Origin of the sequence: Bacillus canaveralius, from assembly GCF_002860125.1 — a bacterium.
Taxonomy (GTDB): Bacteria; Bacillota; Bacilli; order Bacillales; family Cytobacillaceae; genus Bacillus_BJ; species Bacillus_BJ canaveralius.
In genome coordinates, this window is the sequence record NZ_PGVA01000036.1 from 1 (window position 1) to 15,087 (window position 15,087).

The 15,087-nt window shown below is 41.7% G+C and carries 15 protein-coding genes and 1 pseudogene; 6 read left to right on the forward strand and 10 right to left on the reverse strand.

The window, feature by feature from the left end:
- Positions 1-192 precede the first annotated feature (192 nt).
- From CU635_RS15250 to CU635_RS15260, 3 genes are all read left to right on the forward strand, one after another.
- Entirely contained in the window at positions 193-360 is a 168-nt protein-coding gene (locus CU635_RS15250) for a helix-turn-helix domain-containing protein (protein WP_019155237.1), read from the forward strand.
- On the forward strand, positions 357-623 hold the full coding sequence (locus CU635_RS15255; protein ID WP_019155238.1) for a hypothetical protein: 267 nt from the start codon (positions 357-359) through the stop codon (positions 621-623). The genes CU635_RS15250 and CU635_RS15255 overlap by 4 nt, the downstream gene beginning before the upstream one ends.
- A 95-nt stretch (positions 624-718) precedes the next feature.
- A complete protein-coding gene (locus tag CU635_RS15260; RefSeq protein ID WP_019155239.1) occupies positions 719-1,537 on the forward strand; it encodes a hypothetical protein in 819 nt (272 codons plus the stop codon).
- A 384-nt stretch (positions 1,538-1,921) separates the two neighbouring features.
- Here the strand turns inward: CU635_RS15260 and CU635_RS15265 are convergent, their stop codons facing one another.
- Complete coding sequence (locus CU635_RS15265) at positions 1,922-2,251, reverse strand: hypothetical protein (RefSeq protein WP_019155240.1); 330 nt, start codon at positions 2,249-2,251, stop codon at positions 1,922-1,924.
- A gap of 61 nt (positions 2,252-2,312) precedes the next feature.
- Entirely contained in the window at positions 2,313-2,927 is a 615-nt protein-coding gene (locus CU635_RS15270; RefSeq protein ID WP_019155241.1) for a DUF4352 domain-containing protein, read from the reverse strand.
- Between the two features lie 256 nt (positions 2,928-3,183).
- Here CU635_RS15270 and CU635_RS23395 point away from each other — a divergent pair, with 256 nt between their 5' ends.
- On the forward strand, positions 3,184-3,336 hold the full coding sequence (locus tag CU635_RS23395; RefSeq protein ID WP_180956570.1) for a hypothetical protein: 153 nt from the start codon (positions 3,184-3,186) through the stop codon (positions 3,334-3,336).
- A complete protein-coding gene (locus CU635_RS15275; protein ID WP_101578253.1) occupies positions 3,333-4,823 on the forward strand; it encodes a recombinase family protein in 1,491 nt (496 codons plus the stop codon). The genes CU635_RS23395 and CU635_RS15275 overlap by 4 nt, the downstream gene beginning before the upstream one ends.
- Positions 4,824-4,829: 6 nt before the next feature.
- Here CU635_RS15275 and rlmD read toward each other — a convergent pair.
- The 4 genes and pseudogenes from rlmD to CU635_RS15295 all read right to left on the reverse strand — a co-directional run bounded on the left by rlmD (position 4,830) and on the right by CU635_RS15295 (position 9,705).
- Positions 4,830-6,214: pseudogene (rlmD, locus tag CU635_RS15280) on the reverse strand (23S rRNA (uracil(1939)-C(5))-methyltransferase RlmD).
- Between the two features lie 17 nt (positions 6,215-6,231).
- Positions 6,232-7,092, reverse strand: a complete 861-nt coding sequence (locus tag CU635_RS15285; protein ID WP_101578254.1) for a DNA-3-methyladenine glycosylase family protein — start codon at positions 7,090-7,092, stop codon at positions 6,232-6,234.
- A gap of 124 nt (positions 7,093-7,216) precedes the next feature.
- The gene (pdaA, locus tag CU635_RS15290) at positions 7,217-7,969 is read right to left on the reverse strand and encodes a delta-lactam-biosynthetic de-N-acetylase (protein WP_245917491.1); all 753 of its coding nucleotides are present in this window, start codon (positions 7,967-7,969) and stop codon (positions 7,217-7,219) included.
- Positions 7,970-8,154: 185 nt separating this feature from the next.
- On the reverse strand, positions 8,155-9,705 hold the full coding sequence (locus tag CU635_RS15295; protein ID WP_101578256.1) for a fumarate hydratase: 1,551 nt from the start codon (positions 9,703-9,705) through the stop codon (positions 8,155-8,157).
- A 407-nt stretch (positions 9,706-10,112) separates the two neighbouring features.
- Here CU635_RS15295 and yfkAB point away from each other — a divergent pair, with 407 nt between their 5' ends.
- Complete coding sequence (gene yfkAB, locus CU635_RS15300; RefSeq protein WP_101578257.1) at positions 10,113-11,231, forward strand: radical SAM/CxCxxxxC motif protein YfkAB; 1,119 nt, start codon at positions 10,113-10,115, stop codon at positions 11,229-11,231.
- A gap of 40 nt (positions 11,232-11,271) precedes the next feature.
- Here the strand turns inward: yfkAB and CU635_RS15305 are convergent, their stop codons facing one another.
- The 4 genes from CU635_RS15305 to CU635_RS15320 all read right to left on the reverse strand — a co-directional run bounded on the left by CU635_RS15305 (position 11,272) and on the right by CU635_RS15320 (position 14,996).
- Positions 11,272-11,472 (reverse strand): SE1561 family protein, encoded by a 201-nt coding sequence (locus CU635_RS15305; RefSeq protein WP_101578258.1) that lies wholly within the window; start codon positions 11,470-11,472, stop codon positions 11,272-11,274.
- Positions 11,473-11,568: 96 nt separating this feature from the next.
- Complete coding sequence (ggt, locus tag CU635_RS15310; RefSeq protein ID WP_101578259.1) at positions 11,569-13,257, reverse strand: gamma-glutamyltransferase; 1,689 nt, start codon at positions 13,255-13,257, stop codon at positions 11,569-11,571.
- A 177-nt stretch (positions 13,258-13,434) separates the two neighbouring features.
- Positions 13,435-14,058 carry a YtxH domain-containing protein gene (locus CU635_RS15315; protein ID WP_180956572.1) on the reverse strand — a complete coding sequence of 208 codons (624 nt, stop codon included), beginning with the start codon at positions 14,056-14,058 and terminating at the stop codon, positions 13,435-13,437.
- A gap of 116 nt (positions 14,059-14,174) precedes the next feature.
- Positions 14,175-14,996, reverse strand: a complete 822-nt coding sequence (locus tag CU635_RS15320; protein ID WP_101578260.1) for a YfkD famly protein — start codon at positions 14,994-14,996, stop codon at positions 14,175-14,177.
- Positions 14,997-15,087: the final 91 nt, after the last annotated feature.

Below are 15,087 nucleotides of genomic sequence, written 5' to 3' on the forward strand. Positions count from 1 at the left end.
TATTTCAGATTTTTTTCGGGATTAAAGTGAAAAATAGAGCCTGAAATAATGTGCTCGTTTACAGTACAACAGACTTACCAGTCTAATTTTATCAGAATTAGACAAATATATTCTGTTTTACGTTCTTTGTTAGATTTTTTTATTTCTTTCTTATATTGATATTGAACAAATAAAACTTGGAAGGTGGATTATATGAAAATACTTACTGTTAATGAAGTAGCTGAAATACTGAAACTATCAAAATGCAAAGTCTATGCACTTGCTAAGAACGGAGAAATTCCAATCGTTAAAATCGGAGGTTCAATTAGGGTTATTCAGGAAGAACTAGAGAACTTTTTAAAAGGTGGTGAGGTTAAATGATTATAAAAAATCTATCTCATACTCTTACCCTTGAACAAACTGCTAGAGTTCTTGAAAAGTTTAACATTGTATTTACGGTTGAAGGGGTTAAGACAAAGATACAACTACATCAACTAACCGCCATTTCAAAGCCTTATGAGGATAGGAGATATTCAGGCTATCCTTACTTAGTTCTAATCAGTTCTTTAGTAGATTACCTGAGAGATAAAGGCTATTCAGATAACGACATAAAGGACGCTTTACCTGATGGCGTTGAAATCTAATCCCCCGCCCTTACGGTGGGTTTTTTTACGCAACTACTATAACACATGCAACGATTACTAAAGGGACTATGACAATACAGGAGGTTATTATTAAAATGAGTATTCCAATGAAAAACACGCTGACAGGTGAGACTGTTAATGTAGCTAGTTACGTGACAGAGGAACAAAAAAGGGCATGGGAGGAAAGACAAAAAAGAACCGTTTACAGGAAGAAGAACATCATTCCGTTTGTTGCCTGTTACCATGACCCTATAATGGAAGTTACACAACACCTTTCATTAACAGAAGGTGGAGCGGTTATGAAACTACTTCACTACTTAAAGCAGAATGGCAAAGGGAAATTATCCAACGCAGGTAAACCCTTATATCAAAAAGACATACAAGCAATACTAGGTAGGGGGTCAACACAGACAAAACAGATAATAAAAAGGCTAGAATACCTTTCTATACTTATTCCAACTAAAGAAGGGCGTTCAAAAGTCTTTTACATTAATGAAAACTTCCACTGTATGGGGAAATTATTAAAGAAACCTTTTACAAAGCTACTAAAGGGACGGTTAAGCATAATTGTGGATGAGCTGCCGCTTAATCAGTTAGGGTTTCTTTATAAGATTTTGCCCTATTTCCACTTTGAAAAGTGTTTTCTTTGTCATAACCCTGACGAGAAAGATTTTAGTGTCATCAGGAAAATGAATAGAGGTGATTTAGCCAAAGCTATTAATCATAACCCTGATGAACTTACTAAGATTGTAAAGAGTCTGACAAAGAAAGGCTTAATTATGACTACTGAGAGTTGTGGTAGTTTATTGTATTATGTATATCCTGACCTAATGTATAGAAAGGATAGTGACGGACAGGACGACTATACAAGAGGTTTAAGGGCAATGTTTGAGGAACATTTAAAAGGTTGCTAATCCTAACCTAAAAGAGTGTTTTGTACGTACGAGTAAAACCGACTGTTTTAGGTATTCTGTACAGGAAAAGCCGTCCCTATTAGACTAAGTAAAAATGCTTGTTAGACCTAGAGCCACAAGGGGTTCTAGGTCTTTCTGTTTTACACTGACTCTTTATTCTTAGATAAATTATAAAACAATGGGTTAATATTTGTGAGTATCCCCTCCGCTTTGCTACGTGGATACACACCTATAATTAACAGGGTCGCTCCGCTCCCCTAATGATAAAGTCTTTTTACATGCCATTATAAAGCAGAACTACATTAGGGCACGAGCGTAGCGAGTGACCTGTGTACCTTGACCGTAGCGGAGCGGAGGGCAAGTACACCAATTTAAAAATGACCCTTATGCTTGTACTTCTATATTATTGTTCTTGTCCTTCCTAAGAAGTCCCATTAGTCCTGCTGGAACTAATAATAATGCAGGTAAAACACCGAATAAACTAATTGAGATTAAAATTCCTATTCCACTTACTAACAACATCCAACCACCAATTTTAGCTTTGAACTTAACTACTATAGAACCTACAATAGCTAAAATCGAGAACAGAAAAGCCATACTTCCTAAATTTGAAATCTCTTCTGACCATACCCCTACAAACAAAGCAAAAAATGACCCACCAAACCCAAAAATACCACCAAGCAAACCTAAAACAAACTCTGTAGTTCTTTTCACTTTTACCACCTCGTATGTTAATTTAAAAAGGCACTCCTTATAAAAAGAAGTGCCTAGATGATTATTTAAGATTAATAACCTCGTATTTTCCACCGCTCCAACCAAATCCACTTGAAACCTGTAGTTGTAAGTCAGTAGCGTCAGCAGGTACTTCAAAAGCTACCTTACCTGTCATGTCCATTTTAGGATTAATTTCTTGCATAAAGAAACCTAAATCGCCATTGTTAATGTACATATCCGCTTCTGTGTTTGAACTGAACTCCGTTCCGTCAGCGTCTACTAATCTAAACATCTCACTATCAATAAATCTCGCTTTCTTATCACTGTTCTTGATAGTAAGGTCAACGATTAAAAATTTACCGCTTGTAGTAAGACTGTCCATATACTCTCTTTTAATCTCTGTTAGTTCTTCTACACCGTTCACTGTATATGCTAGGCTTTCAACTGCAACTTCTTCACCCATACCAAACGCTTTCTTTTCTTCTTCCTTAGGTTCTTCCTTGTTTTCTTCTTTAGCAGTATCATTAGAACTTGTTTCAGTGTCAGCAGGTTCTGTACTTGCTTGTTCTGCTGTATCTTCACCGCCACCCGCAATAGCTATAACGATAATAACTGCGATTAACCAAACCCACCACTTTTTATAAAATGGTTTCTTTACCTTTACCTTTTCAGCCATCATTAATCCCCCTAATTTTTGTAATATTAATGTAATAAAATCCTTGTCCATTATACCACTATTAGGAAAATATAACCACCATTTTCACCAATTACTTTCAGGATATGACACAACATCGGGACTATCAGACAACATACGAGGTTGAATACTTAACTCGACCTAATTCTAGTAACTTCTATCAATTACAAAAACTGAAAAAATTATCGCAACTAATCCCCAACATAGAACGATTGCTACGGTTGAAAGGGGAGATAATATGAATATTCAACGAGTTTTTACAGGGACACAGGATTTTAAATCATTAATCGTTCATCAATTAGAGAAAGAAATTGAAAAGATTGTATCTGCCGCTTACAATGATAGACAAGTAGATATAGTCGCCATCAATAATGGAGGGCGACAAAAATGAAAATAGCAGGATACATTCGAGTTTCAACTAACAGTGAGGGTCAAAAAGAGTCACCTGAAAATCAAAAGCACATGATTTTAGACTACATCACGGAAAATCAAGCTGACCTACAAGACTTCTATACAGATGTTCAAACAGGTACTACTGACAATCGTGAGGGGTTAAAAAGACTCATACAAGACGCTGAGAACAAGGAATTTGATGTAATTGTAGCGAAGGAATTAAGCAGATTAGGTCGTAACGTTGAATTATTGTATCAACTAAAGCGAGTTGCAGAAACAAAAGGAGTTCGCTTAATTACTTTAGATGGGAAAGTTGATACACAAGACTACTCAAAACAAGCAATGTTCGGACTTTATGCTTGGATTTATGAAAGTGAAAGTCAACGAATTAGTGACCGTATAAAGTCTGTTTATCGAATGAAATACAAGAGCGGAAAATTCATGGGGAGTATTGCCCCATATGGTTACATCCTTCATAAGAATAAGTTACTTCTTAGAGATGACTACACTGTAGATATTGTACGTGACATCTTTGACAAGTATTTAGAAGGTTGGGGGCATAACAAAATAGCAAGGTATCTCACAAATAAAGATATTCCAACACCTTCCAAACTAATAGAGAAAGCTAATGCAGGTCTATATTGGCAAGGTTCTACTATCAAGAAAATATTAAAGAACCCCCACTATGTAGGAGACCTTGTACAAGGCAGAGAAACCACTATGAACGTGACTAATAAGACACGTAAAGTAAACGACCAAAGCGAATGGATAACCATTTCTGATGCTCACGAGCCTATCATTTCAAGAGATGTGTTTGAGCAAGTACAAAAGCTACTTGAACAAAAAGCTAAAAGAGGTCGGGGCGGTACTAGAAAGAAAAAGCACCTTTTCACTAATATCGCTTACTGCTCTGAATGTGGAAATGGAATGTGGTATCGTGCCAACCGTAAAGGTTATATTTGTGGTACTTATGCCAAGCATGGTAATAAAGCATGTACTAACCATGCAGTTAAGGAACTAGAACTAACTGAAATAATCCTTGATGACCTCAAAAACATGTCTAATAGTTTAGACCATCCAAACCTAGAAAATAGGATTGAAAAAAAAGTCAAGGCTACCGCAAAAAAGAACGAGTCTAGACTAGAGTCTATCGAACGACAAGTTCAGAAACAAATAGAATTAAAGCGGAATGCCTTACAAAAGTTTATTAGCGAGGATATATCTAAACAGGACTATGATGACTTTGTGGGTACGGTACAAGAAAAGCTGCAACAACTAGAATTAGAAAAAGCAGAGATAAAGAAGGAGATGGCAGAAAGTCAAGAAACAAGTAAAATCTCTGCCATCATAGAACAACTCAAAGGGTTTTTACAGTTCAACAAGTTAACATCCGAGATGTTACTACGTTTCGTTGATAAAATCGAAGTAACCGAAAACAAAGATGTTAAGATTTACTACAAGTTTGCACAGGTTGAGGGGTTATAATCCCCCTCAATCATTTTTTAAAACTAACTGTGAAATGCACTCAACATGCGCCGTCTGCGGAAACATATCCACAGGCTGAATGTACTCAACCTTATATTCCCGGCCTAAGAAATCAATATCCTTGGCAAGTGTAGAAGGATTGCAAGAAACGTAAATCAATTTTTTCGGCTTTATTTTCAATACTGTCTGCAAAAATTGACGGTCGCAGCCGGTGCGTGGCGGGTCGACGATGATAATATCGGGCTTCCAGCCTTCTTTCAGCCATTTTGGCAGGAGGTCTTCTGCTTTCCCTGTCACGTATGTGGCATGGCCACTCCATGGCGCTTTGCATTCTTCTTCGCGTCTTCAATCGATTCCGGGACGACATCCATTCCCCTTATTTCTGCCGCTCCATCCGCCAGCCACAGTCCGATTGTTCCAACTCCGCAGTAAGCATCGACGATTTTTTCCTTACCGGTGAGGGCTGCCGCTTTTTTCACTTCATTATAGAGAACGACCGTTTGTTCAGGATTGAGCTGGAAGAAGGTGCGGGCTGACAGTTCGAATGACAGCTCGCCCAACGTTTCCTGGATGAAGTCCTTGCCGGCCAATGTTTCGGTTTTGTTGCCGAAGATCACCGAGGTTTTTTCACCATTGATATTCTGGACAATCGATTTTACATCTGGCAGCCTCTTGAGAATTTCCTGGATGACAAGATCTTTTTTGGGGATCTCGGCCGTTGCGGTGATGAGCACGATCTGCAATTCAGCAGTTTGCACTCCAACTCTCGCCACGATTGTCCGGACGACGCCTTTTCGGGTTCTTTCATTATATATCGGGATTTTCAAATCCTGCAGGACACCTTTGACGATTTCTGTCGCGTTGTTCGTTTGCGGGTGCTGAACGGCACACTGCTGAATGTTGATTAGCTTATGCGAGTTTAAGCCGTATAGCCCAGCAAGTACTTTGCCATCGCGTTCCCCGACCTGGAACTGGCTTTTATTCCGGTAATTCCATGGATCATCCATACCGATCGTTTCTCTAATATCAAGCTCGTCAACTTTCAGTTTTGTGTGTCGTTCAAGGGATTGAACAACGATATCACGTTTTCCCTTTAATTGCTGGTCATAGTGCAAATGCTGAAGCTGGCAGCCTCCGCATTGTTCGTAAATGGGACAGACCGGTTTGACCCTGTGTTCCGACTTTTTACGGATTTTCTTGATTCGCGCTTCAGCAAACTTCGGATGGACCTTGGTTGCCTCCACGACGACTTCTTCTCCCGGGAGAGCGCCCGGTACAAATACTACTTGTTTCTTGAAGTATCCGACGCCTTCTCCATTAATTCCGAGCCGCTTAATCGTCAGCGGGAAAGTTTGATTCAGTTTTAGTTTAACAGTTTGCTCATTTTTCATGATGTACAGCTCCAGTACTATTCAATGCTCCTCCACAAATAAAGCGAAGCATAGCTTAAATAAGGTTCCCAGCCGATTTTATAGTCTTCCATTTCTTCGAGAGTTGGTTTTCGGTCGAGACCAAACAATATTTTCAATGCATTCTGGATGCCAATGTCGGCAGTCGGAAAATGATTTGGCCTGCCAAGTCCAAACAGCAGGAAATTTTGCACGGTCCATGGTCCGACGCCGCGAAGCTTAATCAGCTTTGCCATAATCTCATCATCTGGCAACTTTTCAATTTCAGAAAGATCGAGCCGGCCTTCGACAATTTCCCGGGCAATTCCGATCACATATTCCGCTTTGCGACCGCTGAACTGCAAAGCTCTAAGATCCTCCGTCTCGAGAGCCGCCAGCCTTTCAGGTTGAGGATAAAACCAAACCCCGTCTTTTTCAAATCCAAAGGTTTTGACCATGCGTTCTGTAAGTGTATGTGCAAAAGAAAGATTCAATTGTTGATGAACTATGCATTTTAGCAAGCAGCTATATGGATCAAAATCTAGCACAAGCGGTGTTCCGTAGTGGGTCACAAACAAATCGTTCAGTTGCGTTTCCAAAAAATGCTCATGAACCTGCATCAAAGCAGTATTCCATTGAAAGATTGCAGACAATCTCGCTATGGCTTGTGCTTTATGGTGATCCTCGAAGCCCGAGATATGAAACTCAGGTTCATCAACCGTGCCTCTAGCAGTTACGTCTGCGACAATTGGCTCGCGCTCGATCAACATCGGGACTTTGACAGCACGCTTATCTTTGTTGACTGCATTTAACGGATCAAGCGAAAGCCTGTCCAGCACAAGGTCAAAATTATACGGGCCTGCAATCTTCAACGTTTCCATATCCATCCGTCCTTTATCAGTTTCCCCGTATTATAGCATTTTTTATGAGCGATATCGTGTCAGGCGCATAAAAAAATGAAACTCGCCGGTGCTGAGGCGAGTTTCAAAATATCGGGTTCTTTAGTTAGTAAAGCATCCTTTCTTGTATCACCATTTCCATTCTTAGATCATCAAGGCTTTTAAATGTATATCCGCGTTTTTTCAAGTCCCTTATCACGCTTTCCAAAGCATCGGTATTATCCTTTGACACAGTATGTAACAGCAACACCGCTCCAGGATGAATTTGTTTCATAATATTATTGTAGGCATAGTCTGACCCTTTTTGCCGGTTTGTTTGCCAATCAACAAACGCCAGTGACCAAAAAACATGTGTATAGCCTTCCTGTTTGGCGAGCGCGAGTGTCCGCTCACTGAAAATACCGCGTGGCGGACGCAAATAGACCATTTGCTTTTTTCCGGTCAGCTCTGCTGTTGCGCTTCTTACTGTCTCAAGCTCTTCCTTGAGCCGTTCGTCGCTCACCTTCGTTAAATCAGGATGATGCCAAGAATGATTGCCAATCGTATGTCCTTCATCGCTCATGCGCTTCACCAGGTCGGGGGCGGTTTTCAAATAATGTCCGGTTATAAAAAAGGCAGCGGGTACGTTTTCTTTTTTCAATACATCCAAAATCTGGCCCGTGTAGCCATTTTCATAGCCATTATCAAAAGTAAGGTAAATATCCTTTTTGCTGGGATCGCCTTTATAAAAAGCATCATACCTTTCCAGCAGCTGATCGAGTGGCTTACCTGCTTCTGCCGGAATCTCGTTTGCAGCCCTTTTGATTCCCCAGTGAATCGGGGAGTTCGCCGTCTCGGCAGCTGCACTATTTTGAAACATCAATGGCAGGAGTGTCAGAATCAAAAGTGTTCTTAAACTGGTTTTCATTTTCATCCTCCGCAAATGTTTTCCTTAGTGTTTGTTTTTCGAAAAAAAACATTCAGACTTACGCTTGTTTAGGAAACTGCCGTTTTTTTTCAAAAGTAAAAGAGGACAGCAACTTGCGCCATCCTCTTGGATCGTTTTTACTTAAAAACAGGCTCTTTAAACTGCGTAAGCTTTTCAAGTGAAGACTTTTCAACGTCTTCATGCAGACTGTTTCCATGGGAATCCATGGTAACCACGGCAGTAAACCCTTCTACCTTCAAGTGCCACATCGCTTCAGGGATGCCAAATTCCATGAGATCTACACCTTCAACAGACTTGATGCAGTCGGCATAATACTGGGCGGCGCCTCCAATTGCATTCAGATAAACGCCTCCATGCTCCTTAAGAGCTGCCAGTGTTTTCGGCCCCATACCGCCTTTGCCAATCACGGCACGAATTCCGAACTTTTTCATGATGTCTCCCTGGTAAGGTTCCTCACGAATGCTCGTTGTCGGGCCGGCAGCTTTCACATGCCATTTGCCTTCATTATCCTTGAGCATAACTGGTCCACAATGATAAATAATCTGTCCATTTAAATCCCTCGGAGCTTCATGGTCCATTAAGTACTTGTGGATCGCGTCGCGGCCGGTGTACATCATGCCGTTAATCCGGACAACATCGCCAACCTTGAGCTGTCTTACTTTTTCTTCCGTAAGCGGAGCTTCAAGTGTGATTACTTCGTTTGCAGCTTCGGACGCCGCGGCAATTTCGCTCGCAGCCTCCTGTTCCGCAAAGTCGATTAAATCTCCTTCCTGGTACAGCCACTCATTTATGGCCCCGGTTTCTGGATCAATCAACACGCCAAGACGGCGGAACGCCCAACAGTTATATGCAACTGAAACAAAGAAACTCGCTGGTATCCGATTGATAACACCTACTTTACAACCTAAGAGCGTCGTTTCCCCGCCAAAGCCCATTGTGCCGATCCCCAGCTTATTGGCATTTTCCAGAATGTACTCTTCCAATTGCTGAAGCTCTGGAATTGGGTTTACGTCATCATTGGACCGAAATAATTGTTCCTTGGCAAGATCATAGCCTGATGAGCGGTCTCCGCCAATGCCGACACCGATGAATCCAGCGCTGCAGCCCTGGCCCTGCGCCTGGTAAACGGAATGTAGAATGCATTTTCGGATTCCGTCCAAATCCCGGCCGGCACGCCCTAAACCATCCAGTTCGCATGGCAGACTGTATTGAATGTTTTTATTTTCACAGCCGCCGCCCTTTAAAATCAGGCGGGCGTCAATATAATCTTTTTCCCATTGCTCAAACTTAATGACAGGAGTGCCGGCACCGAGATTGTCACCGCTATTATCCCCAGTTAAGGAATCAACTGAATTGGGTCTTAATTTACCGTCCTTTGTGGCGAGAGCGATTGCTGCCTGGATTGCTTTTTTCATTTCGATTTGGTTGGCACCAACCGGTGTCTTTATTTTAAATGTCGGCAAGCCGGTATCCTGGCAAATCGGAGATACATTGTCATCGGCCATTTTAATGTTATTGGCGATGGTATCGAGGCTCATTGCCGATCTTGTTCCCGCATTTTCCCGTTCTTTTGCAGACTTAATTGCCCGCCTTACATCCCTTGGAAGCTTTGTCGATGTCTCGACGATCAGCTTGTACATACTTTCTTGAAACGCTGCTATGTTCATGTCAATTCCCCTTCCCTTTGCTCCCCATACCAGAAATAATTCGAATTTTGGCAACTTAATTTCTTTTTCATTATACTCCTATCAACTGGCAATTTAAAGATATTGACTGCAAGCGATTTCAGCTTGTTTGCTTCTGATTAAGAAATTCTCATCATCGGTGGTTTGCTCATAAAATTTGGGAATCGCTCGTAAATCTCAAGATCCGCTCGTAAATCTCAAGATCCACTCGTAATTCTCCCAAGCCGATCATTATTTTCCACAAGAAGCAGCTCGTATGTCGGAATTTGTACTCATGCCTTAGTATCTCCTCGGTAAAATCGGATTCCGCTTTAATGTAAAACTATTGACATCTAATCATCTTAATTCAATAATGACTAAGGATTGCAGTTATGCGAGGAGAATGACAAATGATAACCGAAAAGCGACAGATATCGCCGCTCTTTGATCCATGGGAAGCTTATATGGATGTTGAGGAGCATGGAAAACAAGTATTATCCAATATTGAATTCACTACAACGGTTTTATGCAATATGCGCTGTGAGCATTGTGCGGTCGGCTATACGCTCCAACCAAAAGACCCGAATGGCCTTCCAATCATCCTGCTTTTAAAAAGGCTGGACGAGATTCCTGCACTGCGTTCGCTAAGCATTACCGGCGGTGAGCCGATGCTGTCAAAAAAGTCGGTCGAAAACTATGTACTGCCGCTGCTTAAATATGCTCATGAACGAGGAGTCCGTACACAAATCAATTCAAATTTAACGATTGAATTAAGCCGCTATGAACAAATCGCGCCTTACTTGGATGTACTACATATTTCGCATAACTGGGGAACCGTTGTTGATTTTGTTGAAGGCGGATTTGCGATGATGGACAGAAAACCGACGGTGCAGCAGAGAGAAGCTCTTTTTCAAAGAATGATTGATAATAGCCGCGCTTTAGCTGAATCAGGCGTGATTGTCTCTGCCGAAACGATGCTTAATAAACGAACTCTGCCTCATCTTGAAAATATTCATCGCCAAATTACTGAAGAAATGAAATGCCAGAGGCATGAAGTGCATCCAATGTACCCTTCAGACTTTGCCTCCACTTTAGAAGTGTTAACATTGGAGGAAATACGAAAGGCGATTCATCGCTTGCTCGATTTTCGCGATAAACAGGTTTGGATGCTGTTCGGGACACTTCCTTTTTATGCTTGCAGCAGTAACACAGAAGATATAGAACTGTTAACAAGGCTTTACAAAGAAGAAAAAGTAACTGTCCGCAATGATCCCGACGGACGTTCACGATTAAACGTCAACATTTTTACAGGTGATGTGATTGTCACGGATTTTGGCGACACTCCTCCACTTGGCAACATAAAAGAAGACAGCTTGGTGGATGCCTACAACAACTGGCTAAAATCCGACCTTGCTTCGCAGTTAAACTGCCATTGTCCAGCTGTAAAATGTCTCGGGCCTAATGTTCTTGTTAAAAACAGCTATTATCCTAACATTGATTTTTCAAAACGAAAGTCCAACATTATTTAAAGTGAAACCCCTTGCCAATCTCGGGCAAGGGGTTTTCAGCTTATCTTTGCTCAGAACCAATTTCACGGTTTTTAAATTCCCGGCACTTTGATTCCAGTTCTTCCATGATGGCAAGCAGGCGGTCGATATCTTCAATATCGGCCTCGCCGGGATCAATCGCATCAAGGACTTCAATAAACATATTTAAACGCTGTTTCAAAAAAGCAATCTGCTGATTTTTATCATCAATTGGGCTGCCCAATACAATCTCTCCTTTCATTACCGTTTCAATCCTACAAAACATTCGGCATTTCTGCAACGGAAACTTTTCAGGAGTCTAAATGTGAGGACAGGACTGTTAGTTCAAGCCGGTTGCTTTTCCTTCGCGGCTGGAATCTGCAACACCATATAAGGTTCCGGTTTTCTGATCAAATTGGATTGCTTGGACATTGCCAATCACATGGGGGTCGTCAGCAAATTCAAAGCCCATCGATTCAAGAGTCCCTTTGCTTTCCATGCTGATTCCTTTTTCCCACTCAATCAACGGACCGTTTGTCACCATGATGCGCGGTTCTTCAATCGCTTCCTTTAAATCCATGTTAAAATCGATCACGTTAATAATCGTTTGGAATACAGATCCGATGATCGTTGGTCCTCCCGGTGATCCAAGCGTCAAGAAAGGTAAGCCATCCTTAAAAATAATCGTCGGGCTTTTGCAGCTGACCGGACGCTTTCCGGGCTCCACTTCATTAAGCCCGCCTGGTTCTGTATCGAAGTCAGTTAATTCATTATTGAGTACAAATCCATAACCCGGTACCATGATTCCCGATCCAAATGGATGTTCAACTGTAGAAGTACAGGCAACAATATTTCCCCATTGATCCGTTACCGTAAAATGGGTGGTTTCGCTTTTTTCGATATCATCAGGCTGGCTGACATAATGATGATTCCCGGGTTTGTCATATTTCCATGGGTTGCCAAAATCGATGGCGTCGTTTCTTCGTTCAAAATTAATCAGCTTCTTCCGCTCTTCAATATATCTGTCATCGATCAGACCTTTTACCGGCATATCAACAAATTCCGGATCACCAAAATAAGTGACTTTGTCGGAAAAACCGATCCGCATTGCTTCAGCAAGCAAATAATATTTCTCCCATGAACGCGAATCGTACTGCTCCAATTGAAAGCTTTCAAGCAGTTTTAATATCTGGATGACCATCAATCCCCCGGCACTTGGCGGGCTTGATGAGGCGATCTTATATCCTTTATATTCTCCCCACATTGGTTCATCGATCGTGATTTGATAATTTTTCAAGTCATCGAGTTCCATGAATCCGCCCGATTCTTTTAAGGCAGTGATGATTGCTTCCCCGATCTCACCTTCATAAAAGGCGGCGATCCCCTTGTCCTGCAAGACTCGAAATGTGTGGGCAAGCTCTTTTTTCATTAACTTTTCGCCTTCCTTGCGGTTTTTACCGTCAGGAAGGTAAAAGTTCTTGGCATGCTTTCCTAACCGATAATGGAAATGCTCAAGCGCATCCTTAAACACCCAGTTGATTTCAACTCCCTTTTCGGCCAGTTCGATGGATGGTTCGATCAGTTCGGCTAAAGGTTTCGTACCATACGCCGACAGGGCCGCATCCATCGCTTTTAGTATGCCCGGTATTCCGACCGCTGTCCCATGCGTTGATCTCTTCTTAAATGGAATGACTTCCCCGTTGTCGTCAAGGAACATCCGGGGATGAGCCGCATTTGGAGCTCTTGTATGTCCGTCAAAAATTTTTGTTTCATTTGAATCGCGATGATGGACCATCATGAATCCGCTCCCGCCAATCCCGGTCATCATTGGCTCGACCACATTCAAAGCAAATTGGATAGCAACAGCCGCATCGACCGCGTTTCCTCCGGATTCTAAAATTTTTTCTCCAATATCTGTTGCAAGATGATGTGCAGAGGCAACCATCCCTGTGCGGCCTTTTGCTGTTTCTCTATCGATTGATGCCCGTTTGCTGCGGGTTATAAAAGACTTATCTGTGTTATTCATCATCGCTAATTCCTCCATTTTCAAGAAAGTGACAGTTAAAGTTAAATACCCGGTCCCATCTTGCCTAAAACAAGATAAATACTGGGTGATATGTTAATTTCGCTGCACGGAACTTTTTTCTTGGCATTCTCCAAATTAAAAAGCAGCAATCCTGTGATCGCTGCTTTTTGGGCCTGTCCATTAATTATTTTTGCCCGGTGGAACTATTTTTGTATTACCTGCTCCTTGTGGCAAGGTATGGCTTTTTTGATTGCCAGAACCAACATTGGTATTTGTGCTGCTGGTACTGCTGCTGCCAGTATTGCTCGAATTACTCATGCCACTGTTGCTATTGGAAGAGCTGTTTCTCATGTTATTGTTTGATCCAGAATTTGCAGCATTAACCGGATTTTCAATTATTTCTGAACCGGCTTCCACTACCTTGCTGCCAATTCCCATTAATTCACTCTTCGCTTGTTTGGCCGTTGACATTGCATCATTGGAAATCTCCTTGACTTCACCGACACGGCTGAAAACATCTTCGTTCACTTTTTCATATAAACTCTGAGCATCGCGAATCGCTTCTTTTAATGTATTGGAAGCATGTTTGAATTGATTGATCATTTGGTCCTTCACTTCACCTGGATTTTGCTTCACTTCCTCGTACATTTGCATTGAGGAGTCCTTTAAACCGCTTACCGTACCTTTTACTTTGTTTCTAGTTGGGGAGTCCATTAACGCAACAGCTCCTCCGATAATTCCTCCGAGAATGATTCCTTTTAACAGCTTGCTGTTTTTTTCAGTATCCATCGTGTTTTGCGCCATGATATTTCCTCCTTTATGGTCAGTTATCAGTTTATTTCCCCGTTTACAGAGGTTATAAACTGAAAAAGAGAAAGTGCGCCAGGGCACTTTCTCTTGTCCATATCTATTACATTTGTTTAACGCGGTTTTTCAGAAGCGACAAAACTGAATGAGACATGATCTTGAACAGGTATCCATGCACCTATGCCCTGTGAGACAATATTCTTTACTACGAGCGTCTTTTTATTGCCTTTGAGCATGATATAAACTTCCCCGTAAGTAACCTTCCCTTTTTCATTGACTGCCGAAGCATGGGCATACAAATAACCAAGCCGGTTGGCAGGGATGTTGTAAATTTGGTCCTTTTTCGTCGCTGCCCCGACGATTGTTTCAAACGAAAGCGGTAAATTGGTTTTTTTCGTTGCCTTGACAAGCATCATTTCCTTCACTTCTTCAGCATTGGGCACTTTTGCTGTTAACCCGCCTTTCACGACCTTTTGGGCTTCCTGAACGTAGTGCATTTGATACGGGGTATTCCCGCCCCGGTTATCGAAGTAGTTCGTATTGATCTTTTGGTACTCCCAGTTTGGGGCCGTTTCCGTGGATTCGTAATTCAGCGGCCAATGGCCAAGGTAAATGACTGCACGATAACCGACTGCGAAAGGAGTACTGTTAATCGTAGTTTCGTTGAGAATTCGGACTAGCTCGGGATTTTCAATTTTGATTTTTGTGGAATCAATCAGTTTCTCAGTCAGTTCACTCGGCTGCAAGAAAGGCATGTCCTGTGCCGGATTTGGGTACGTGTTTTCCTTTGTTATGTTCATAACGGCACCCGGTATAACGTATTTACTTTGCTGGGGCTGCGCGGCCTTTTCTTTTTCTTTCTCCGCCAATGCAGCGGGTAAAAAGACCGATATCGAAATGAGAAAAATGAACAAAATGGATAAGTATTTCTTCATGATGTCGACTCCTTTCAACTATTCCTCCATTAACTAAGTTATGGTGTTAGTTTTTTCGGAGTGGGAATATATTATCCATATTTATTTTTAA

Bases quoted from the DNA above. Each gene is read 5' to 3' on its own strand.
- yfkAB (WP_101578257.1), top strand. From the start codon at position 10,113: ATGATAACCGAAAAGCGACAGATATCGCCGCTCTTTGATCCATGGGAA.
- CU635_RS23395 (WP_180956570.1), top strand. From the start codon at position 3,184: ATGAATATTCAACGAGTTTTTACAGGGACACAGGATTTTAAATCATTA.
- CU635_RS15250 (WP_019155237.1), top strand. From the start codon at position 193: ATGAAAATACTTACTGTTAATGAAGTAGCTGAAATACTGAAACTATCA.
- CU635_RS15270 (WP_019155241.1), bottom strand. From the start codon at position 2,927: ATGGCTGAAAAGGTAAAGGTAAAGAAACCATTTTATAAAAAGTGGTGG.
- CU635_RS15315 (WP_180956572.1), bottom strand. From the start codon at position 14,058: ATGGCGCAAAACACGATGGATACTGAAAAAAACAGCAAGCTGTTAAAA.
- CU635_RS15255 (WP_019155238.1), top strand. From the start codon at position 357: ATGATTATAAAAAATCTATCTCATACTCTTACCCTTGAACAAACTGCT.
- ggt (WP_101578259.1), bottom strand. From the start codon at position 13,257: ATGATGAATAACACAGATAAGTCTTTTATAACCCGCAGCAAACGGGCA.
- CU635_RS15295 (WP_101578256.1), bottom strand. From the start codon at position 9,705: ATGAACATAGCAGCGTTTCAAGAAAGTATGTACAAGCTGATCGTCGAG.
- CU635_RS15260 (WP_019155239.1), top strand. From the start codon at position 719: ATGAGTATTCCAATGAAAAACACGCTGACAGGTGAGACTGTTAATGTA.
- CU635_RS15275 (WP_101578253.1), top strand. From the start codon at position 3,333: ATGAAAATAGCAGGATACATTCGAGTTTCAACTAACAGTGAGGGTCAA.
- CU635_RS15285 (WP_101578254.1), bottom strand. From the start codon at position 7,092: ATGGAAACGTTGAAGATTGCAGGCCCGTATAATTTTGACCTTGTGCTG.
- CU635_RS15320 (WP_101578260.1), bottom strand. From the start codon at position 14,996: ATGAAGAAATACTTATCCATTTTGTTCATTTTTCTCATTTCGATATCG.
- pdaA (WP_245917491.1), bottom strand. From the start codon at position 7,969: ATGTTTCAAAATAGTGCAGCTGCCGAGACGGCGAACTCCCCGATTCAC.